The organism is Planktothrix sp. PLAVEN19ND (assembly GCF_057220675.1).
This window is the reverse complement of record NZ_CM170132.1, coordinates 2,101,228-2,120,712: the sequence shown is the minus strand read 5'-3', so window position 1 is coordinate 2,120,712 and position 19,485 is coordinate 2,101,228. Positions and strand designations below refer to the sequence as shown.

Sequence of the window (19,485 nt, the reverse complement as noted above, 5' to 3'; positions counted from 1 at the left end):
TTAATCATAAATTAACTACTTGCAATTTCAACAATCTAGGTTAAGATGGTTTTCTCTATTTTTGTCTAATTCCAAACAATGAAAACTGAAAATTATACCGAAACTAACCCCCCTAAATTGATGGACTCATCCGAATCTAAGCCTGAAACCAATCAAAAGCGAAAAAAACTCAACCCCTCCAGGGTTCGAGATCATTTAGCCAATGAACGCACCTATCTAGCTTGGATGCGAACTGCGGTTGGTTTAATGGGATTTGGAGTGGTGATTTTACGTCTGCGCGCGTTTCAACCCGTGACTGTCCCTGGCCCTGGCTATGGTTGGAAATTAGGATTATTATTTTCAGGAGTCGGTTTATTAACCGTATTATTATCGACGGTTCAATATTTTGTTGTCCGTCGAGATATTGAAGAAGATAGTTATGAACCCCCTGACCGTTGGGTGATTTTGTTTAGTTTAGCGGTCACTTTATTAGGAGCAGGAATTATTTATTTTGTCTTCACCAGTCCTGTATCCAGTCCCCTTGATTTCGGTGGCTTTTAATAACAGGTGGTCATAGGGTGCAAAGGAATAGGAATAAAATATCAATATCTATTCCTTATCTATTCCTTTTCTGCTTCTACTTGTGCAACTTCTTCAACTAAAAAAACTAATGCGAAGTTCCGCCTCATTTTTTGATTAATAAAATCTTGAACTAAACGTACTTGTCTTGGCGTAACAGGTTCGGTAGCTCGAACTTTTAAATAAGCAATAGGAGGATCTTGTTTCCAATTAATATGAGTATCTTGTAAATCCACCCGTTGTCCCGTTAAGGTTTTCTGTTCAAAAATGTTTCTCAAATCCGTTTGTAACTGTAGTTGAGTTACGAATTGTAAAAAACTAATCCCTAAAGGAACTGCTACAACGGAAGTAATCATTAATGTTAAAGCAAATTGTTTTCGCAGTCGGGAATAACCTGCCAAAATAAAAACTACCATACAAGCTAAGGCAATCCCAATTAAATTAGTTAAATAAAGTAACGTTGCGCCATAACTTAAATCAAAAAAACCTTGAGATAAGGTTAAACCAACCACACAAAGAGGAGGCATTAAAGCCACGGCAATTGCGGTTCCAGCCACCGCATCACTAATCCCCTTTTCCACCTTGGTAAAACCGCTTAATCCTCCTGCTACAACGGCAATTCCCAAGTCAATTAATGTCGGTTCAGTTCGGGCTAAAACTTCCGAACCAAAATCTTCAATCCCCGTTATTTTTCCTAAGATCATTGATAAGATTAGTGCCACCACCGTTCCTACAATAATCGAGATCATACTACGACGAGATAATTCTTGATCACTTTCTAAAATTCCAAAGGCTAATCCTCGCAACGGTAACATAATCGGAGCCACTAACATCGCCCCAATAATTACGGCTGTACTGTTACTTAGTAATCCAAAGGTAGCAATTAAACAAGCTGTTATTACTAAGACAATATAGTTAAAACACAGTATAGATTCAGCCATTAAATTCTGTCGCATTTGGATGAGGGCATCATCGGATACTTTTTTGAATTTGAGCCTACTTTTCATGACGAATATTAAGATTTATGAAAGTTTAACAATCAGCGATTATCGACTACTAGAGATTAATGGATTTAGGGCATATTAGCATAAAAATGATATAATAATATAACTTCTAAATTTAAAGTTTTATGAAAATAACAGATTTAGCCAAAATTCCAGAACAGGAAGTTTCCCATAACCCAGCAATCAAAAAAAAGGTGATGTTGAGTTTAGGAGATTTACCCCACTTAACAAATTTTTCTCAGGCGTTTTTTGCCCCTGGACAGGTAGCGGGCAGTCATTCCCATATAGATATGTGTGAGGTATTTTTTGTAGAATCAGGTTTAGGAAATATCCGTATTAATGGTATAGATTATCAATTAAACCCAGGGGTTTGTATTGCAGTCGAACCTGGGGAGGTTCACGAAGTTAGTAATACAGGAAATACAGATTTAATTTTAACCTATTTCGGTTTACGCACCTAACCTGTAGTAAGCCCTTCAGGGCTTTTTCCCCACATTAACAGTACCTCGTCAATGAATCGCAACAACGATGTTTATTTAATCGTTAATAGGATTAAAATAATTTTTGATAATATTAATAATCCGTTCCGAAGCGTGACCATCTCCAAAGGGATTAATGGCATTTGCCATGTCTTGATAGGTAATTCCATTCTTTAATAAAATACTCGCTTCTGTAAAAATATCCTGTGCTTTTGTTCCAACTAATTTAGCGGTTCCTGCTTCCACTGCTTCAGGACGTTCTGTGGTTGTTCTTAATACTAATACCGGTTTTCCTAAACTCGGTGCTTCCTCTTGCAATCCCCCGGAATCGGTTAATACAAAATAACAGCGATCAATCGCCGCTACTAATTCGGTATAATCCAAAGGTTCGGTGAGAAATACCCGGGGATGACTCCCTAATTTTTCGGTTAAAGGTTCCCTAACCGTTGGATTTTTATGTAAAGGTAATAATAGGGCGGTATCGGGAAATTCATTCAGAATTTCTAGGAATCCTTCTGCTATTCCCTGAAGCGGTTCTCCCCAATTCTCCCGCCGATGAACCGTGGCTAAAATTAACCGATAGGGACTATTTTCTAATTCGGGAATATTGAGTTTAGGTTTTTGTTTAGCAACGGATAATAAAGCATCAATAACTGTGTTTCCCGTGTGATAAATTTCTCCCCAAACCCCTGAATTTTTTAGGTTTTGAACCGATTGATTGGTGGGGGCAAAATGTAATTGGGTTAACTGAGAAATTAACCGCCGATTGGCTTCTTCAGGATAGGGATTAAACACATCATTGGTGCGTAATCCGGCCTCAACATGACCAACAGGAATTTTTTGATAAAAAGCGGCTAAACTCGCAGCAAAAGCCGTTGTTGTATCGCCTTGAACTAAGACTAAATGGGGATTTAATTGTTTCAATAAATCTTCTAATCCGCGTAAACTTCCACAGGTAATATCTGTTAAGGTTTGTTGCGCTTGCATGATGTCTAAATCTTGGTCTGCGGTTAAATTAAACAACGTCATGACCTGGGTTACCATTTCTCGATGTTGACCCGTTAAAACCACCTGGGTATCAAATCCAGAGGTTTGTTTTAACTGTTGAATAACAGGGGCTAATTTAATCGCTTCTGGACGAGTCCCAAAAACAACCATAACTCGGAGAGGAATCGGAGACATAATCATTAATAATCTTCAATAAAAAGTTAAATTAATTTGAGAATTTATCAAGGTTTTACTATCCTGTTTCCCTTTATTAAGGGAGGACGACTTTAAGATTGTTTGACTTCTAAGGTTCTAATTCTGTTGATAGCCGCAGCTAATTCAAATCGTCTAAAGATTGCCAAATCTCCTTGGGGAAATGGGGCAATAATATCTAATCCTTTGGTGGCAATATCATTCATAATTTGATCTAAAATTTGAGGTAGGGTTTTCTCTCCATCAATATACTGTTGTTTAGCATAAACCATTGCCGCCGCGATCGCCCGTAATTGATCTTGAGAAACAATTTGTTCCACCGCAGAAACATCAATATCTTCGGTTCCAAATAACACCTCGTCCACATCCCTAACCTTCACCCGCACATCCCAACGTCCTCGACTGGGATCTAAACTTTCAGACAAAGGAATTCGCGGACGAATTACACCAAAGTTTTCTCCCCCTTCTAAGGTGCGACCCGTACTATATTGATGGGCAATTTCTTTGGCTTTTTTAGTTAATTCTAGGGCTTGAAAATTCTCCATTCCGATTACCTGATCTGCCACATCAAAATAATCTCCACTGCCACCCATAACTAAAATAGTAGACACAGAATAATCGGTATAAAGTTGGCGAACTTTGTCAATAAAAGGGGTAATAGGTTCTTGATTTTTAGCAATTAATTCTTGCATTCGGCGATCGCGAATCATAAAATTAGTAGCTGCGGTATCTTCATCTACTAATAATACCGCCGGAATTGAGGGAGAATTTTCGGTTAAAACTAATGCCTCTAATGCCTCCATAATATTAGCAGCTTGGGAGGTACTACCACTAGCATTTTCCGTGGAGAATTGCGTTGTCGAACGACCTTGCGGTAATTGATTAATAAATGCAGAAATATCTACTCCCGCCACACTGCGACCATCCTCCGCCCTAATTTTTACCGCCGATGGATTGGTAATCACAAATTCCCGACCATCCCCAGGAATATGATTATAAACCCCTAATTCAATTGCTTTTAATAAGGTTGATTTCCCATGATAACCGCCACCGACAATTAAAGTGATTCCTTGAGAAATTCCCATGCCTTTAATTAATCCTTGGTTGGGACAATTAAACTCCACTTCTAAGGATTTTGGCGATTGAAAAGTGATCACATTTTCGGTTAAGGGGCGACTATCAACCCCACTGCGCCGTGGTAAAATTGCACCATTGGCGACAAAGGCAACTAACGCTTTTTCTGCTAATTGTTCGCGTAAATAATCAGCATCTTCCGCCGTTTCAACGTGACGTTTAATAGCCTCTGCATCTAAATTTTGATATCTTAAAGATCGGTCTACAAGGGTGGGAATATCATCACAAATCATCATCGTAGCTTGACGACCTAAAATATTTCGTCCCCGGGCAGGAAGTCCGACAAAAAAACGCATTTCTACCCCTTTTTCTGAAGTAGAAGCGGTTGGACGGGTGCGTTGTAATACATGGTTTCCGCTAATTATGGGTTTAGCAGAAGGGGGGGTTATAGTAATCAGTGAAGCGGCCGTCCGTTCTAATATTTCCTGACCCATTTTTGTCACCCCAATCATGCCACTTTTGCCCGTTCCCCGATGGCTACTTATCTCCATAGAATTTTGATCAAATTCCCGAATTAGATAGTCTCTTAGGGCAATTTCACGGCTGTGGGTGCGGTATAATTCTGGGGGAAATCCCGCAATTTTTGGGGGAATTTGAACACGGAATTTACTGGGTGCAGCAAAGGGATCGCCTTGCACATAATCAATAATTAGGGTGAAATTGGGAAATTCATAAGTCCCTACAATATCTTTATAAGCTTTATAGCCTCGATTATCGAGATCAAATAATAGCTGTCGGAGATTTTCTTGAGTCTTCATATTAGATAAAAAATAATTAGTTTAATTAAGGGAAGTGGGAAGATTAAAGGAGGTCTGACTATTCAGAAGTTCAGCAACTACATTATAAATTATTTCGGCTGATCCTTCAAAAAAGTTGGGATCTAAATTGGCCATCGTGTCACTGGGTTGATGGTAATGGGGCGATCGCAAATTGGCTGTATCGGTGATTAAAACCGCCGGGATTCCTTGATACCAAAAGGGAGCATGATCACTGCGTAAAACATCCGGTGTGACCAAACCTTTTAAGGGAATAGGTACAGCGACAAGGGGCGGAAATTGAACGGAATTAGAGGTTGATTTTCTAACGGATTGACCAACCCTTTGAAACACTTTTAATAGGGATAAATGTTGGACTTCTCCCACCACGGTTAAAAATTCTCCTCGATCTGGAAATTCAACTCCAGCAGCTTCTAAAAGGGAAGTTACAGCAATTCCTGGAGGATAGGTTTGACAGCCGGGTAAATGACAAGCATAACCCACCATATCTAATATAACTGCCGCTTGTAAATTTGTCAGATTTTTGGGTTTTTCCGTAAAGGCAAAACTTCCTAAAAGCCCGACTTCTTCTTGATCGAAAAAGACAATTTTTAAGCTGCGAGGGGTGTTTTTTTGAGCCAACAAACGGGCAATTTCTAAAATTACCGCTACTCCACTGGCATTATCATTAGCCCCCGGAGAATTGGGAACCGTATCATAATGAGCAGCGAGTAAGATCACTCCGGCTTTTGGATCGGTTCCTAGATGTTCTGCTACAATATTAACACCTTGATCAAAGAATTGTAAATCGGGAGAAAAGTTCAATAATTCTAATTGTTTGACCAAATAATTTCGCACCCTTTCTCGATCAGGATCTTGAAATCTTTTTCCCACTAATACTTTAAGGTGACTCCATAGTTTGGCGGGATCAATTGTATCAATTTGAGGAGAAATTAGGGAAGGAAAAGGCGTAATCTGAGGTTGAGAATTGATAGAAATTGGCTCTATTTTATCATCGGGGAATCCAGCATAGCATCCGACAATAATTCCGATGGCAATTCCCATCCACAAAAAAATCTTAATCCACGGTTTTACCTTCATTCAAAATTAAAATTAATCGGTTTACTGATTATCTTAAATTGTTTCTCCTCTATTTTTATATGGGGAATGTTAATAATTTCTAATTCTACTAACAATTTAGGATGTTTGGGAAGCCATTCTTCAGAAATAGGTTCAAAATTTTCTGCGGTTTTATAAAATCCAATAATTTCTTCCTCTAAACGATTAGCTAATTGATTAATGCGGTCATAATTGTTTTTAAGTTCAATCCAATTTTTTTGAGCCTGAAAGCGATAAATTTGAGCCTGTTTAACGGCGAGTTTAGCCCTAACTTGTCTTAATTTAATGCGAGTGGATTGAATTTCTTGATCGAGTTGTTGTAAATTCAATGACCAGCGCTGGGCTTCATCTTGGGTTTGTTGTTCTAAGGTGACTAAGGATTCTGGGGAAGCATCAGAGGATAAGAAAACGGTAACATGAAAGTTAGAACGCTTACTTCTTAACCTATTATATTCAGCTTTGACCGCATTAATTTGATCTTTAATCGCGTCCCATTCTGTTTGTAAATCTTCTAAAGTTTGGCTCATTTGATCATTTCCTTTGGGTATTTAAGCAAAAACAACGGTTCGATTTCCATAGACTAACACGCGATTTTGCAGGTGTAAACGAACGGCTCTAGCTAAAACTAATCGTTCTAAATCCTTGCCTTTTCTAATTAAATCTGCTACGGTGTCCCGATGACTAACCCGCACGACATCCTGTTCAATAATTGGCCCTTCGTCTAAATCTGCGGTTACATAATGGGCGGTTGCACCGATAATTTTAACCCCCCGTTCGTGCGCTCTTTGATAGGGATTTGCCCCGGCAAAAGCAGGAAGAAATGAATGATGAATATTGATGATTTGGGAGAAATTTTCGACAATTTGGGGAGTTAAAATCTGCATATATTTAGCGAGAACTACTAAATCAATTTGGTATTGTTTTAAAAGTTCTAACTGTTGAGCTTCTTGTTCTAATTTGTTTTCTGCTGTCATGGGCAAATGATAAAAATTAATGCCAAATTGATCGGCAATAGGTTTTAAATTAGCATGATTACTAATTATTAACGGAATTTCAGCAATAATTTCTTTGGCTTGCCATCGCCAGAGTAAATCTAATAGACAATGATCTTGTTTTGTCACCCAAATGGATAACCGAGGAATGGTATCGGAAAAACGGAGTTGCCAATTCGCATTTAAAGGTTTGGCGATCGCACTAAACGCAGGAGAAATTACCTCACGGGGTAAATTAAATCCTTCTAATTGCCATTCAATACGGGTTAAAAAAATATTAGCACTAAAATCCGTATGTTGATCGGCATGAATAATATTTCCCCCATTGGCATAGATGAAATTAGCAATTTTAGCAACCAAACCTTTTTGGTCGGGACAAGAAACTAATAAAGTTGCTGTAGGTGAGTTCATCTTAAACTTTTATTGATTAAATATAATCAAAATTATATCAAATGTTGTTGCGCTTCAGCGCATTTTATTATTTTTAATTAAGATTAAGATGCGCTAAAGCGCAACAACGGCGCAACAACGGTTTAAGGACAGGATTTTAATTGTGTTAATAGTAATACAATTTCATCTACAGCTTCTCTGAGTTGTTGAGTAGATAAGTTGCTTTGATTAATGGTAATACTAAACACTAAGGGTTGATAATCTGGAGGAGAAATATAACCTGATAAGGAGGTAGCTCCCCTCATTGTTCCAGTTTTAGCTTGTACAATTCCCGTAGCAGAATTATCTGTAAAGCGTCTTTTTAAGGTTCCACTTACTCCCCCAATAGGGAGAGAATTTTGATAGAATTCTGCGGTGGGAGAGGTCGCCATGATTCTTAAAGTTTGTACTAAAGCGGAAGGCGTAACTAAATTATTCCGAGACATTCCTGAACCATCAACGAGTTGATAACCTTTGGGATCTACGCCCAATTGATTTAAAATTAATTTGATTTCTTGGAGTCCTAATTCCACACTATCACCCCGAGAATTTTGTGCGCCCAAGGTTCTTAATAGAGATTCAGCAAAAAGATTATTACTGTCTAGGTTAATGGTTTTAATTAATTCTGATAAAGGGGGAGATTCTACAAATGCTAATTCTTCCGGGGGATGGGAAAAATCAGAAGTTATGGAGGTTTTTAATACTTTAATTCCAGAATCGAGTAATATTTTCTGGAATTGTTGAATAAAGTTATCGGTTGGTTCGATAACAGCCGCATAAGCGGATTCCGGTGCTTGACCTACTCTTAATTGTCCTGAAATTCTGATAATAGGTTGACTGAAATCTCGCCCAATTCTCACAAATTCTGGCTCATTTTCTCTGACAGTTCGAGTTTGATTTTCAATTGTCCATCCTGCCGATTGTTCCGGTCGTACCCAGGTGACTTTTAGGGGTTGTCCGACAGCTTGGGGGGCTAATTTTAAGTCTAGGGAATTTTGATTTAAGATTAAACTATTAATCGGGGCTCCATAACCCGCTTGCACGTCTTCCCATTGCCAAGTCGGATGAATGGGTAAACCGGTAAAATAACCATCTACAGCGATTAATTGATTAATCTGATTAATTCCCCTTTTTTTTAGCTGTTGGGCTAGATCTTTGAGTTGAGTTTCTGTTAAGCTGGGGTCGCCTCTCCCGACAACATAAATATTGCCTTGAGTGTCTCCATAAACAGAAGTTCTAATCCTAAAATTTGCTCCTAATTTTTGTAGGGCGGCGGCCGTTGTTAATAGTTTAGCCGTGGAAGCGGGAATAAAATAATATTGACTATCTCGATCATAAACTGTTATATTTTTAGTGAGAGTTTCGATTAAAATTCCCCACCGAGACCGTTGAAATTGAGGACGATTTGCGATCGCATTAATCGCAGGTTCTAATTCCGCAGGACAAATTTTTGTAGCGGGTGAAGTGGTTTGACCCCAAACGGGTTGAGATAAACTAAATAGAGAGATTAAACTACTGAATAAAAATTTTTTCATAACTATTTTTAAAGTTTAGAGTTTTTAAAACTTAGTTTTTATTGATATGGCAGTCGCACCGAACAGTCCGAGCAAAGACTAACATAGTAAACTTATTAAAGTCAAGTCTATTCCCTATTCCCTATTCCCTATTCCCTATTCCCTATTCCCTATTCCCTATTCCCTATTAAAACAAAATTAGCAATTTTTAGACTTCCTCCCGGTTTTCCCATGCGCTGTTCTCCATTATTTAAACATAATTTTAAATACTCGGTATTTTCTAAGGTTTGATTGACTTTTTGGGCAGCTTGATTTAAGATAAAATCATCCGCAGGTTTAGTTCCGATGAGTTGAATTGATAATCCTAATAATCTTAATTGTGCCTCTGCAAACCGATAGGTAAATGCCGGGCCATTCCCCGGAATTGTAATCACAGGTTTTCCTAAACCTACGGCTTGTTCGTTCGCTGTTCCCGCCATTCCTATGACTAAATTAGCCGCGTTTAAAATATCGGCAAAACTATCAGAATAACAAATCACCTCTAAACCCTTTTTATTGGTTAATCTGCCGTTTTGATGTTGCCAATTTAAACCTCTGGCAATTCCATCTAACTCCGCCATTAAACTAGCTACCGCAGCCACTCGAAATTGAATTTTTTGGGAACTAATTTGATCAATTGCTTCTACTAATTTTAACAGCAAGATTAAATTATTTCTAGCTTCAGGAATACGAGAACCCGGAAGAATAGCAATCATTAGGGATTCAGAATCAAGGTTTAAATTAACTCCCCTTGGGGTAAGATTATCCATCATGGGTGTTCCCACGAATTGAGCATTTTTTATCCCTTGATTTTGTAAATCCTCTGCGGTAAACTGATCTCTTGTAAATACAACCAAACAGCGAGGAGACTTGAGCAGAAAAGGTAAAATCAACCCTAAATTAAGTTTACCTTCATAATAACTCGAATAGGCAGACAGAAAAATAATATAAGGTTTTCGGGTTAAATAGGCGATCGCAGCTACAACAATATCTCCCGTTACCATTAAAATATCATAATATGCAGCCTGTTTCCCAATAATTTGTAATTGTTTACCTAATAAACCTATTAAACCTGATGCGATATCCTTGAAAAAAACCCAAGGATTCATATATAAAAATCCCCCCGATGGTAAAGTTCGAGTCGGAGTCAGAATTGGAACTCCCAACCCTTGATAAATATTCCCCTCTCCCACAATAGGCACTGCCGCCATTTCAACATTTGCATCTAAGGATAATAACGCCTTAATAATCTCCCCATTACAGGTATCCTCACCGTGACCATTACTTAAAAATAAAATTCGTTGATTATTCATAAAACTATGCTACAATTATATAAAAATATTCGTCAATTTAAGATTTAATTCATCTAATGATCAATTTTTATGTAAAATAAAAACTGACAATTCTATCAAACATAACCCCAACCGTGAAATTTTTTGTCTATCATACTCCTGAACTAGCCCCTGCGAATGTTCTTCCCGACTGTGCCATCGTCGTGGACGTGCTCCGCGCCACCACCACCATCGCCACCGCTTTAAATGCTGGAGCCGAAGCGGTACAGGTTTTCAGTGACATTGACTCGTTGATGCAAACCAGCGAAAAATGGCCCGCCGATCAACGCATCCGGGTCGGTGAACGGGGCGGGGCCAAGGTGGAGGGGTTTGATTTAGGCAATTCTCCCCTGAGTTGTACCCCGGAATTTGTCAAAAACAAACGATTGTTTATGACCACCACCAACGGAACCCGCAGTTTAGAAAGGATACAAGCCACCCCGGTCGTCTTAACTGCCGCTTTTATTAATCGACGGGCGATTGTGGAATATTTGATCGCCAAAAGTCCAGAAACCGTTTGGGTATTAGGTTCTGGTTGGGAAGGCAGTTTTTCCCTCGAAGACACCGCCTGTGCCGGAGCCGTGGCCCAAAATTTAGTCCATGAAATGGGTTATCCTTTAGATGATTTTGCGGGAAATGATGAAGTTTTTGCTGCTATTTCTCTTTATTCCCAATGGCAAAATAACCTGTTTGAACTGTTAAATCATGCCAGTCATGGTCAACGATTATTGCGTTTAGGGTGTTATGAAGACTTGCAGTATTGCGCCCAGGAGGATATTTTAGATGTGCTACCCATGCAAAAAGAAACCGGAGTTTTAGTTAAGTCAAACATCAAATAACAAAACGGATCGTTTTGGATAAAAGATGTTACAACTTAACTAAAAGGTCTGAATTAATCATTATCTTGATTACCGTTAGTGAATCAACCCTTTTACCCCCCTTCCAACCCTGTAACCTCCCCCTTTTTCTCCTGGATGGGGGAAAGTTTCTACCGCAGCCCCGTTGCACTTCAAAACTTTTATTTAATGTTATCTACCTATCTACAAATCCTCAGTGATTCTCAGCCCCCTCTAGCGACTTTAGATGATTTTGCCCAACGGATTAATCAAGAACACAAACAGTGTTTAGATTCCCCACAAACCGCTTTAATTCATGGGCGGAATGCGGGAGAATGGTTGCTGCACGTTCAAACTCAATTATCCCCGGAAAATTGGCAAGTTTGGTTTCAGGAACATTTCACTTTTTCCCAACAAACGGCCACCATGTATATGCAAATTGCCAAAAAAATGCCTGGGGTAAATCCAGGTATTTTTTCCTCAACAATTGATTCTATTTCTCAGCCAACAAAAACTCTAGTTATTCCAATTATACCATATTCTCAAGCTCTTAATTCAACGGATGAAGTTAAAAATATTTCTGATAAATCCTCTCAAATTCTACCTCCAAAACCCGACTTGCCGTTATTAAATCCAGAGTCCCATGTAGAGACGTTGCATGCAACGTCTCTACATGGGATTTCAACTGAATCAACCACTACAATTCAGAAACCATTAGAAATATTAGAATCTCCTGTAACTCGGATTCAAATTAACCCCAAAGAATCCAGTATTGATGTTGAATTTACTGCTATCAACCCGCCTAAACCTCCAGCCATTGACCCGCCAAAACCTCCGAAAAAAACCGTAGAAATTATTAAATTAATGATTCCTGGGGTTGTTGTGCCAAAAGCTCGTCCTCGGGTAACCAGAAATGGAACCTATTTACCGCCTCGTTATCGAGCGTGGCGAAATCGTGCCGAAGTAGAAATATATCGGCAAATTTCAGAACAAAATATTACCCATAAATTTCCTTTACGCAAAGCAGCAATTGTCATTAAATTATTAGGAAATCATCGAACAAATTCCGATATTGATAATTTAGCAGGTGCTTGTTTAGATGCGTTAACCTTAAATGGTGCGGGGGTATTAATTGATGACCGCTTAAGTTGCTTACCCCAATTAACCGTTGAATTCGATCCCGATGCCAAAAAAACTGGGGTTTCCATTGAAATTGAACCGTTATAATTTTTTGATTCAAGTCTGAATATGAAAAAGGTTTTAGTTACGGGGGGAACTGGATTTTTAGGGCAAAAATTGGCGTTAAAATTACATTCTTTGGGTCAGGATGTTACCGTTTTAGGTCGTAACTTAATTATAGGCGATCGCTTACAACAATTAGGACTCAAATTTTTACCTGTTGATATTACAAATTTCGATAAAATATTATCAGCTATTTCAGAACAAGAGGATGTGTTTCATTGTGCGGCGTTATCCTCTCCTTGGGGACGGGAGAAGGATTTTTACTTAACAAATGTGATCGGAACTCGGAATATTATTCAAAGCTGTTTAACCCATCAAATCAGACGTTTAATCTATGTTTCCACTTCGGCGGTTTATTTTGATTTATCCCATCGGTTTAATATCAAAGAAACCGATAATTTAGCTGCATATCCGATTCATCCTTATATTAAAACCAAGCAATTGGCAGAACAGGAAATTAATCGCGGGTTTCAACAGGGTCTACCCGTGATTTCTATTCGTCCCAGGGGAATTTTTGGCCCTGGGGATAGGGTGATTTTTCCTCGACTTTTAAAGGTGAGTGAAACAACGGGGATTCCCTTAATTAATGGGGGAAAAGCTATTATTGATATGACTTATATTGATAATGTTGTGGATGGGTTGTTATTATGTCAAACTGCACCAGATCAGGTATTAGGAGAATATTTTAATATTAGCAATGGTGAACCGACGGAATTGTTTGATTTATTACAAAGATTATCGGAAAAACTGAATATTTCCTTAAATTTTAAACCGTTATCATACCCGATCGCCTATACTCTATCAACAGCAATGGAATGGATCTATAAATACTTATTAACCGATCAAGAACCCCCTTTAACTCGTTATACTCTGGGTTTATTAGCCTTTAGTCAAACCTTGGATATTACATCGGCTAGAATTAAGTTAGGGTATGAACCTCGAATTTCGATGGAACAGGGGTTAGATGAGTTTGTGAGATGTGGGAGATTTTGATAAGATGCGCTTAAGCGCAACAACGGAATATGGTAGAAATTACGTTTTTGAAGGCGGGATATTGTACCCATCCAGAAGTCATGGTGCTTCCGGGGGGAAGTTGGAAACCCATGGTTTTTCCAGCATTACTTGCCTTAATTCGTCATCCGGTGGGGTGGATTTTATTTGATACGGGATATTCAGAACGATTTTATCAAGAAACCCAATCTCTGCCGAATAAACTGTATGCGGTATTAACCCCGGTTTATTTGCAACCTCAAGACAGTGCTGTTGCTCAACTGGAACAGTTAGGAATTGCACCCGAGGATATAAAATATATAATTATTTCCCATTTCCATGCCGATCATATTGGGGGATTAAAAGATTTTCCTCAAGCGAAATTTATTTGTTTTGAATCGGGATATAATGCGATTAAAAACAAACGGAGTTTTGCAGCATTAAAAGCGGGTTTTTTATCGGGTTTGATGCCAGATAATTTTGAGAAGCGGGTGGTTTTTGTTGAGAATCATCATACCCTAAAATTACCGGAAAATTTTCAACCCTTTGAATGGGGGTTTGATTTGTTTGGAGATGGGAGTTTAATTGCCATTGAATTACCAGGTCATGCGGTGGGACAAATGGGTTTATATTTAACGGATAATAGGGGAAAACAGTATTTTTTAATTGCCGATGCTTGCTGGTTAAATCGTGCCTATCAGGAATTAATTTATCCTCAACGAATTGCGGATATCTTGTTTGCTGATAAAACCGCCTATCGAGAAACCTTGAAAAAAATTAATCAGTTATATCGAAATAATCCTGATGTTAAAATTATTCCCTCCCATAATTCTATTGACTTAACAGAAATTGGGCAATAATACCCTTTTGATAAATTCCTTCCCCCAGCCAGGAAACTAGGGGAAGGCGACCATAAGGAATTATTTGGGTAAGCGTTGGCGGGCGGTCATGCGCCAAGCCAGCAATTCAGGTAAACGCCAGGTAACTCCATTAGATTTCTGATCTAATTCGTCCTGCTCCAAAGCAGTTTTCCAAAAAGCTAAGGCTTGTTTATGGCGATTTTGGGCTTCCAAAACTTGAGCTAAAATATAGTAAGCCACCACATTAGATTCTTTTAATTCTAAGGATTGGCGTAACTCAACTTCAGCCTGTTTTGGATTATTTTCCAGGAAATAAGCCCAGCCTAAATTCTTATACAAGGCGGCTCGGACTCCTTTATCCTTAACCTGTACCAAGGTTTTTTCTAATTTATCAATGGCTTCCTCGGTTTTGCCATCTAAAATTTCCAATCGTGCTAAATTATTAACCGCCGCCTGGGCTGCTCGGTTATTATCCACATCGACTAGAATTTGATACTGTTTTCTGGCTTCCTCAAACTGGTCAAGTTTCTCATAGGTCGAACCTAAATTATAGTGACCCGCACTTAAAGCCCCATGATAGCGAATGGCTTGTAACAAATTGGTTTTAGCCGATTGAAATTCACCTTCTAAATAGTGTTTATAACCCAATTCATTAAAGGATTTACCCATCAACTGATACCAGACTTCTTTGCGGAAGTGACTATTAACAGTATAAGCAATAGGAGCGCCGGAAGTTGTTGTTTCTAATAGCGATCGCTCAACTAAAAAGTCCAAGGAAGTCTGGACTTCGGTTTCCGTTTCCGAGAGAATCAAATCCGTTGCCAACTCACTCAAAGTTGCAGATTTTTGATTTACGGCCAACCAACAGACCAGACGAATTTCAAGCTCCGACAATTCCTGCTCTGTTCGCAGGGATTGACGCACCAGTTCTTCAATCACTAAGGTATTTTGCTTGATGAGTTTCGTCAGATTTCTCACGGTAAAATCAGGAATCTTAGCCGCCCATAATTTTAAAATCAAGGGATTCCCGCCACATAAATGAATCAATTCCGAGAGGAATTTTCCATCCAAATAGAAGGTTTCTTGACCGGATAAAACCATTTGTTGAGCGTCTTGTTCCGATAAACCAGTGAGTTGTAAAGGGGGTTGAGACGCGAAGTTTTGCCAGGATTGTGGAAATTCCCAGCCGATTAATAAAACACTACTGCGATGGGACGATTCACTAATTTGTTGAAATAAAGATTCATAACTTTTGAAAGCCGCATCTTTACTACCGAGTTGTGAGATATATTCTACCTCATCAATCACCAACAAATATCGAGAATCGGACAAGCTTTTTAACAATTGAGCAATCTGTTCCGAATCATCCCAATCTAAAGGTGCTTGAGAATGTTCGGGAAAAGCTGAGGCGATGAATTCACTCGGGGAAGGTTTATCTCGGAGAGATCGCCAAATCACTTGGTCAAAGTCCGGGGCAATTTCCTGTACCAATTTAACCCCCAAGGCGGTTTTCCCAATACCTCCCATCCCCTCCAAGATCATCAGGTGAGCGCGTTCGGTAACTAATCCTTGTTTTAAGGTGACCAGGGCATCAGAACGGCCATAAAAGGCTCCCAATTTAGGGGCGTTACCCCAATCAATTGAAATATTACTACTGAAACCCTGGGGATCAAGGCCACTCATAGACCGCTTTTTGCGCCCAGATTGACCGTTAATTTGTCCTCCTTGATTGTTGCCATCAGCTTGATATTCTGACAGTAACTTTTGCTGAAGTTTGGCTAATTTTCCCGGGCCAGCACCACTAATGTTTAATTTCCTATACACCTCCCCCAAGCGCTTTTGTAGAGCGTCCTTGCGAACCCCTAATTGCTTGGAAATCGCGGTCATTGGTTCTCCTTGGATTGCCCGTGCCATCACTTCGAGTTCATTGTCGGAAATTCCAACTCTCGCGGCCACAGTCTTTAAAAATTCTCTGGGTACCATATCAAATTTAACCTAATAAATTAAGAGTGAATTTTAAGATTGATGCCTAGTGCTAATTCTGTCAATAGGTTTTAATTTCTATCGATTCATATTCAGAACCAAGGATCAATCCCATCTGATCTCTGGCGCAGAGAAAACACAGCCATAACAATTTTGAGTTATACATCTGAGTATGCTCCACACCTTCAAAAACCGCTCAGTTCTCGCGTGAGTAATTAGTCCAAAAAACTAAAAAACTCTAATTTTTGATTCTATCATAGGTTCTCGGTTTTATGAGCTAATTTTTAAAATTTTGGGTTTTCGGTACCCCCACTACTGAAGCCCGGGTTGATATCGAATCTGCTTTTGATCTGGGAAGACCCTACCCAGACCAATTTTAGGTCTAGCGGGGAGAACAGTCCTAGGGTGAAAACAAGAACTTGAGATGATTTTGGGGATAATCGTTTGTAATCAGATAGGTGCTGCTAGGTTAAAAGTGAAGAAGATTGACCGTTCTAAATTATAGGGTAGGGAAAATTTTGAACAGCAGAGTTGAGCCACATTTTAGCAAAAGATCGGATTAGACAATCGACCCAAATCAAAATTTATTCACCTAGGATCAAACCTCAAAACGAATAGCCACGGAGAATCTAAATTGAATCTTTAAATTGTTCTCAATGTCAAAAAAATAATGCTAATATTTTTAAATATTTTCAAAATCAATAAAAATATGGTAATTAGCCGTACCCACCCTCAAGATCTCCACCATTTAAGCACAGAAACCCCTGACCCTGACCCCTTACCTCAAAACTTAGTACAATCAAGGCGAGTAAAACTATTAGCGACGGGAAAATACCTGCCTAAAAATCAAGTTACCGCCGAACAATTAGGGCAAAAATTAGGAATTGAAGCTGCTTGGATTCAAAAAAAATCCGGGGTAATGGTGCGTCATTTTGTTGAAGATGAAACGGCTTCTCAAATGGGTGCGATCGCGTCTAAAAAGGCGTTAGAGGCTGCGGGACTATCCTTAAGTGATATTGATTGTATTGTTTGTACCAGTAGTGTTCCTGAGCAATCAATTCCTTGTACGGCGGCTTTAGTTCAAAAACAATTGGGCGGTGAGTCTTCGGGAATTCCTAGTTTTGATATTAATTCAACTTGTTTAAGTTTCGTCGTCGGGTTAGATACCCTCTCCTATTTAGTCGATGCTGGACGTTACTCCCGGGTGTTATTAGTCGCTTCGGAAATTACCCAAGGAATTGATTGGAAAGATCAAGAAAGTAGCACCTTATTCGGAGATGGTGCCGCCGCCGCCATTATTGGTAAAACCGATATTCAGGAGGGATCAAAAATTATCTGTTCTCGCCTAGAAACCTATAGTCAAGGTGCGAATTTATCCCAATGTTTGGGTGCGGGAAATCGCTATCATCCCCGGGAATACTCCGATAATATCGATCGGTTTTTGTTTAAAATGCAAGGTCGCGCCATTTATCGTTTGGCGGCTAAAATTTTACCTGGATTTATAGAAAGATTATTACAACCTGCGGGATTAACCCTAACAGATATTGATTTAGTGATTCCCCATCAAGCGAGTTTAATGGCGATGGGTTTAATTCGCAAAGGATTGAATATTCCTGAAGAAAAATGGATGGTAATTGCCACAAATCACGGAAACACGATCGCCGCCTCAATTCCGATGACCCTCCACGAAGCTATCCAACAAGGTAAAATTCACCGAGGCGATCGCATTCTGCTATTAGGAACTTCCGCCGGATTCTCCCTTGGGGGAATGGTTTTAGAATATTAAATAATTAATTAATCAGGAGAAATTATGAATATTTTAATCGTCATTTTAGGAATAATAATTATATCAGAGCGGGCAATAAAATGGGTTTTAATTCAACATTTCTTCCAAAAAGCGCAACGGTTATCTGAATCTATACAAACGGTATCATCCTATCAAATTTCCATCCTACAACCAATCTTAAGCGGTGATCCGACCTTATGGGACTGTCTGGGTCACAATTTAGCCCTAAAAACATCCCATCAACTAGAATTTATTTGGCTAATTGATCAGAATGATGCCCCGGCAGAAATGGGATGTCGTCAACTAATGGAAACCTATGCCGATGTCCAGATTAAATTAATCTCCCTACCTCCATCTCCGAATCAAATTAGTCCGAAAATGTTTAAACTGATTGAAGGAGTAAAACAAGCAAAGGGTAATATTATTGCGGTGTTGGACGATGATACTATGTTACCTAATCAAGCCTTTGATCAATGTCTACCATATTTAGAAAAACCTGATATTGGTGTGGCGTTTGGTTTACCCTATTATGTCAATTTTTCTAATTTTTGGTCAACCTTAGTTTCCAGTGTAGTTAATGGCAATAACCTACTTACCTATATTCCCTATACCTATCTAATTAATCCCTTTACCATTAATGGAATGTTTTTTGTGATCAAAAAAGAAGTATTAGAAAAGGTTAATGGTTTTGCCGCTTTAGATAAATTTATTGTTGATGATTATGCGATCGCCCAACATTTTCGCCAACGGGGTTATCAACTCGCCCAAACTCCCGTTTGTCATGGAATTAGTACCCAAATCCAAGACTCCACCCACTATTTTAACCTAATCACACGCTGGTTTATCTTTCCCCAAGCCTCTATTTTAAAATCTTCCCATTTTTCCGAACTAATTGTCTTTTATTTGACAGCATTTATCCCCACAATGTTCCCGTCAATTGTCTTGATTTACAGTATATTATTTCCTTCTATCTATACCTTGATTTATGTAGTTATTTACTTTGGTCTAAATTATGCCCTGTTAAATAACTTCAATCAAAAATATCTGCGAAATGCCACACCAAAAACCCATATTATTGTATTAATTTTAGTTCAAGTTTTACTGCCGATTCATATTATTATCACCCTGTTTCTACCTCGAAAAATTAACTGGAGAGGAAATATTATGCAGTTAAATAAAGATGGCGGGTTTGAATTTATTCAGCGTCGAGATTCCCCTTAACCGGTGATGCTCA

At 38.9% G+C, this 19,485-nt stretch carries 17 protein-coding genes; 8 read left to right on the top strand and 9 right to left on the bottom strand.

Annotated elements, in window-relative coordinates; all coding sequences use genetic code 11:
• Nucleotides 1-120: 120 nt before the first annotated feature.
• Entirely contained in the window at nt 121-540 is a 420-nt protein-coding gene (locus tag AC2D3N_RS08980) for a YidH family protein (protein ID WP_079677961.1), read from the top strand.
• A 59-nt stretch (nt 541-599) separates the two neighbouring features.
• Here AC2D3N_RS08980 and AC2D3N_RS08975 read toward each other — a convergent pair whose 3' ends face one another.
• Complete coding sequence (locus AC2D3N_RS08975; protein WP_200816705.1) at nt 600-1,565, bottom strand: TIGR00341 family protein; 966 nt, start codon at nt 1,563-1,565, stop codon at nt 600-602.
• Between the two features lie 122 nt (nt 1,566-1,687).
• On the opposite strand from AC2D3N_RS08975, the gene AC2D3N_RS08970 reads away from it, so the two are divergent.
• The gene (locus tag AC2D3N_RS08970) at nt 1,688-2,023 is read left to right on the top strand and encodes a cupin domain-containing protein (RefSeq protein ID WP_079677519.1); all 336 of its coding nucleotides are present in this window, start codon (nt 1,688-1,690) and stop codon (nt 2,021-2,023) included.
• Between the two features lie 75 nt (nt 2,024-2,098).
• On the opposite strand, the gene wecB is transcribed toward AC2D3N_RS08970, so the two are convergent.
• From wecB to AC2D3N_RS08935, 7 genes are all read right to left on the bottom strand, one after another.
• Nucleotides 2,099-3,223 (bottom strand): non-hydrolyzing UDP-N-acetylglucosamine 2-epimerase, encoded by a 1,125-nt coding sequence (wecB, locus tag AC2D3N_RS08965; RefSeq protein ID WP_484693402.1) that lies wholly within the window; start codon nt 3,221-3,223, stop codon nt 2,099-2,101.
• 92 nt (nt 3,224-3,315) lie between these two features.
• Nucleotides 3,316-5,133 carry an ABC-ATPase domain-containing protein gene (locus tag AC2D3N_RS08960; RefSeq protein ID WP_079677518.1) on the bottom strand — a complete coding sequence of 606 codons (1,818 nt, stop codon included), beginning with the start codon at nt 5,131-5,133 and terminating at the stop codon, nt 3,316-3,318.
• Between the two features lie 21 nt (nt 5,134-5,154).
• Nucleotides 5,155-6,231: a M20/M25/M40 family metallo-hydrolase gene (locus AC2D3N_RS08955; protein ID WP_079677517.1), complete on the bottom strand. Its 1,077-nt coding sequence runs from the start codon at nt 6,229-6,231 to the stop codon at nt 5,155-5,157.
• Entirely contained in the window at nt 6,228-6,776 is a 549-nt protein-coding gene (locus tag AC2D3N_RS08950; RefSeq protein ID WP_484693401.1) for a hypothetical protein, read from the bottom strand. The genes AC2D3N_RS08955 and AC2D3N_RS08950 overlap by 4 nt, the downstream gene beginning before the upstream one ends.
• Nucleotides 6,777-6,797: 21 nt before the next feature.
• Nucleotides 6,798-7,652 carry a formyltetrahydrofolate deformylase gene (gene purU, locus AC2D3N_RS08945; RefSeq protein WP_484693400.1) on the bottom strand — a complete coding sequence of 285 codons (855 nt, stop codon included), beginning with the start codon at nt 7,650-7,652 and terminating at the stop codon, nt 6,798-6,800.
• 122 nt (nt 7,653-7,774) lie between these two features.
• Nucleotides 7,775-9,205: a D-alanyl-D-alanine carboxypeptidase/D-alanyl-D-alanine endopeptidase gene (gene dacB / locus AC2D3N_RS08940; protein WP_484693399.1), complete on the bottom strand. Its 1,431-nt coding sequence runs from the start codon at nt 9,203-9,205 to the stop codon at nt 7,775-7,777.
• A gap of 149 nt (nt 9,206-9,354) precedes the next feature.
• Nucleotides 9,355-10,536 carry a lipid-A-disaccharide synthase-related protein gene (locus AC2D3N_RS08935; RefSeq protein ID WP_484693398.1) on the bottom strand — a complete coding sequence of 394 codons (1,182 nt, stop codon included), beginning with the start codon at nt 10,534-10,536 and terminating at the stop codon, nt 9,355-9,357.
• Nucleotides 10,537-10,649: 113 nt separating this feature from the next.
• Here AC2D3N_RS08935 and AC2D3N_RS08930 point away from each other — a divergent pair, with 113 nt between their 5' ends.
• The 4 genes from AC2D3N_RS08930 to AC2D3N_RS08915 all read left to right on the top strand — a co-directional run bounded on the left by AC2D3N_RS08930 (nt 10,650) and on the right by AC2D3N_RS08915 (nt 14,482).
• Nucleotides 10,650-11,393, top strand: coding sequence for a 2-phosphosulfolactate phosphatase family protein (locus AC2D3N_RS08930; RefSeq protein ID WP_079677512.1), 744 nt, complete (start codon nt 10,650-10,652; stop codon nt 11,391-11,393).
• Nucleotides 11,394-11,579: 186 nt separating this feature from the next.
• Nucleotides 11,580-12,617 (top strand): RusA family crossover junction endodeoxyribonuclease, encoded by a 1,038-nt coding sequence (locus AC2D3N_RS08925; protein ID WP_234996610.1) that lies wholly within the window; start codon nt 11,580-11,582, stop codon nt 12,615-12,617.
• Nucleotides 12,618-12,638: 21 nt separating this feature from the next.
• Entirely contained in the window at nt 12,639-13,625 is a 987-nt protein-coding gene (locus AC2D3N_RS08920; RefSeq protein ID WP_484693397.1) for an NAD-dependent epimerase/dehydratase family protein, read from the top strand.
• A gap of 29 nt (nt 13,626-13,654) precedes the next feature.
• Entirely contained in the window at nt 13,655-14,482 is an 828-nt protein-coding gene (locus AC2D3N_RS08915) for an MBL fold metallo-hydrolase (protein ID WP_484693396.1), read from the top strand.
• 60 nt (nt 14,483-14,542) lie between these two features.
• On the opposite strand, the gene AC2D3N_RS08910 is transcribed toward AC2D3N_RS08915, so the two are convergent.
• A complete protein-coding gene (locus AC2D3N_RS08910; protein WP_484693395.1) occupies nt 14,543-16,438 on the bottom strand; it encodes a tetratricopeptide repeat protein in 1,896 nt (631 codons plus the stop codon).
• Nucleotides 16,439-17,174: 736 nt separating this feature from the next.
• Between AC2D3N_RS08910 and AC2D3N_RS08905 the strand changes: the two genes are divergently transcribed.
• Nucleotides 17,175-18,251 (top strand): beta-ketoacyl-ACP synthase III, encoded by a 1,077-nt coding sequence (locus tag AC2D3N_RS08905; RefSeq protein WP_484693394.1) that lies wholly within the window; start codon nt 17,175-17,177, stop codon nt 18,249-18,251.
• A gap of 24 nt (nt 18,252-18,275) precedes the next feature.
• Nucleotides 18,276-19,472, top strand: coding sequence for a glycosyltransferase family 2 protein (locus tag AC2D3N_RS08900; protein WP_484693393.1), 1,197 nt, complete (start codon nt 18,276-18,278; stop codon nt 19,470-19,472).
• The last annotated feature ends 13 nt before the right edge of the window (nt 19,473-19,485 follow it).

Bases quoted from the DNA above. Each gene is read 5' to 3' on its own strand.
- AC2D3N_RS08980 (WP_079677961.1), top strand. From the start codon at position 121: ATGGACTCATCCGAATCTAAGCCTGAAACCAATCAAAAGCGAAAAAAA.
- AC2D3N_RS08975 (WP_200816705.1), bottom strand. From the start codon at position 1,565: ATGAAAAGTAGGCTCAAATTCAAAAAAGTATCCGATGATGCCCTCATC.
- AC2D3N_RS08970 (WP_079677519.1), top strand. From the start codon at position 1,688: ATGAAAATAACAGATTTAGCCAAAATTCCAGAACAGGAAGTTTCCCAT.
- wecB (WP_484693402.1), bottom strand. From the start codon at position 3,223: ATGTCTCCGATTCCTCTCCGAGTTATGGTTGTTTTTGGGACTCGTCCA.
- AC2D3N_RS08960 (WP_079677518.1), bottom strand. From the start codon at position 5,133: ATGAAGACTCAAGAAAATCTCCGACAGCTATTATTTGATCTCGATAAT.
- AC2D3N_RS08955 (WP_079677517.1), bottom strand. From the start codon at position 6,231: ATGAAGGTAAAACCGTGGATTAAGATTTTTTTGTGGATGGGAATTGCC.
- AC2D3N_RS08950 (WP_484693401.1), bottom strand. From the start codon at position 6,776: ATGAGCCAAACTTTAGAAGATTTACAAACAGAATGGGACGCGATTAAA.
- purU (WP_484693400.1), bottom strand. From the start codon at position 7,652: ATGAACTCACCTACAGCAACTTTATTAGTTTCTTGTCCCGACCAAAAA.
- dacB (WP_484693399.1), bottom strand. From the start codon at position 9,205: ATGAAAAAATTTTTATTCAGTAGTTTAATCTCTCTATTTAGTTTATCT.
- AC2D3N_RS08935 (WP_484693398.1), bottom strand. From the start codon at position 10,536: ATGAATAATCAACGAATTTTATTTTTAAGTAATGGTCACGGTGAGGAT.
- AC2D3N_RS08925 (WP_234996610.1), top strand. From the start codon at position 11,580: ATGTTATCTACCTATCTACAAATCCTCAGTGATTCTCAGCCCCCTCTA.
- AC2D3N_RS08920 (WP_484693397.1), top strand. From the start codon at position 12,639: ATGAAAAAGGTTTTAGTTACGGGGGGAACTGGATTTTTAGGGCAAAAA.
- AC2D3N_RS08915 (WP_484693396.1), top strand. From the start codon at position 13,655: ATGGTAGAAATTACGTTTTTGAAGGCGGGATATTGTACCCATCCAGAA.
- AC2D3N_RS08905 (WP_484693394.1), top strand. From the start codon at position 17,175: ATGGTAATTAGCCGTACCCACCCTCAAGATCTCCACCATTTAAGCACA.
- AC2D3N_RS08900 (WP_484693393.1), top strand. From the start codon at position 18,276: ATGAATATTTTAATCGTCATTTTAGGAATAATAATTATATCAGAGCGG.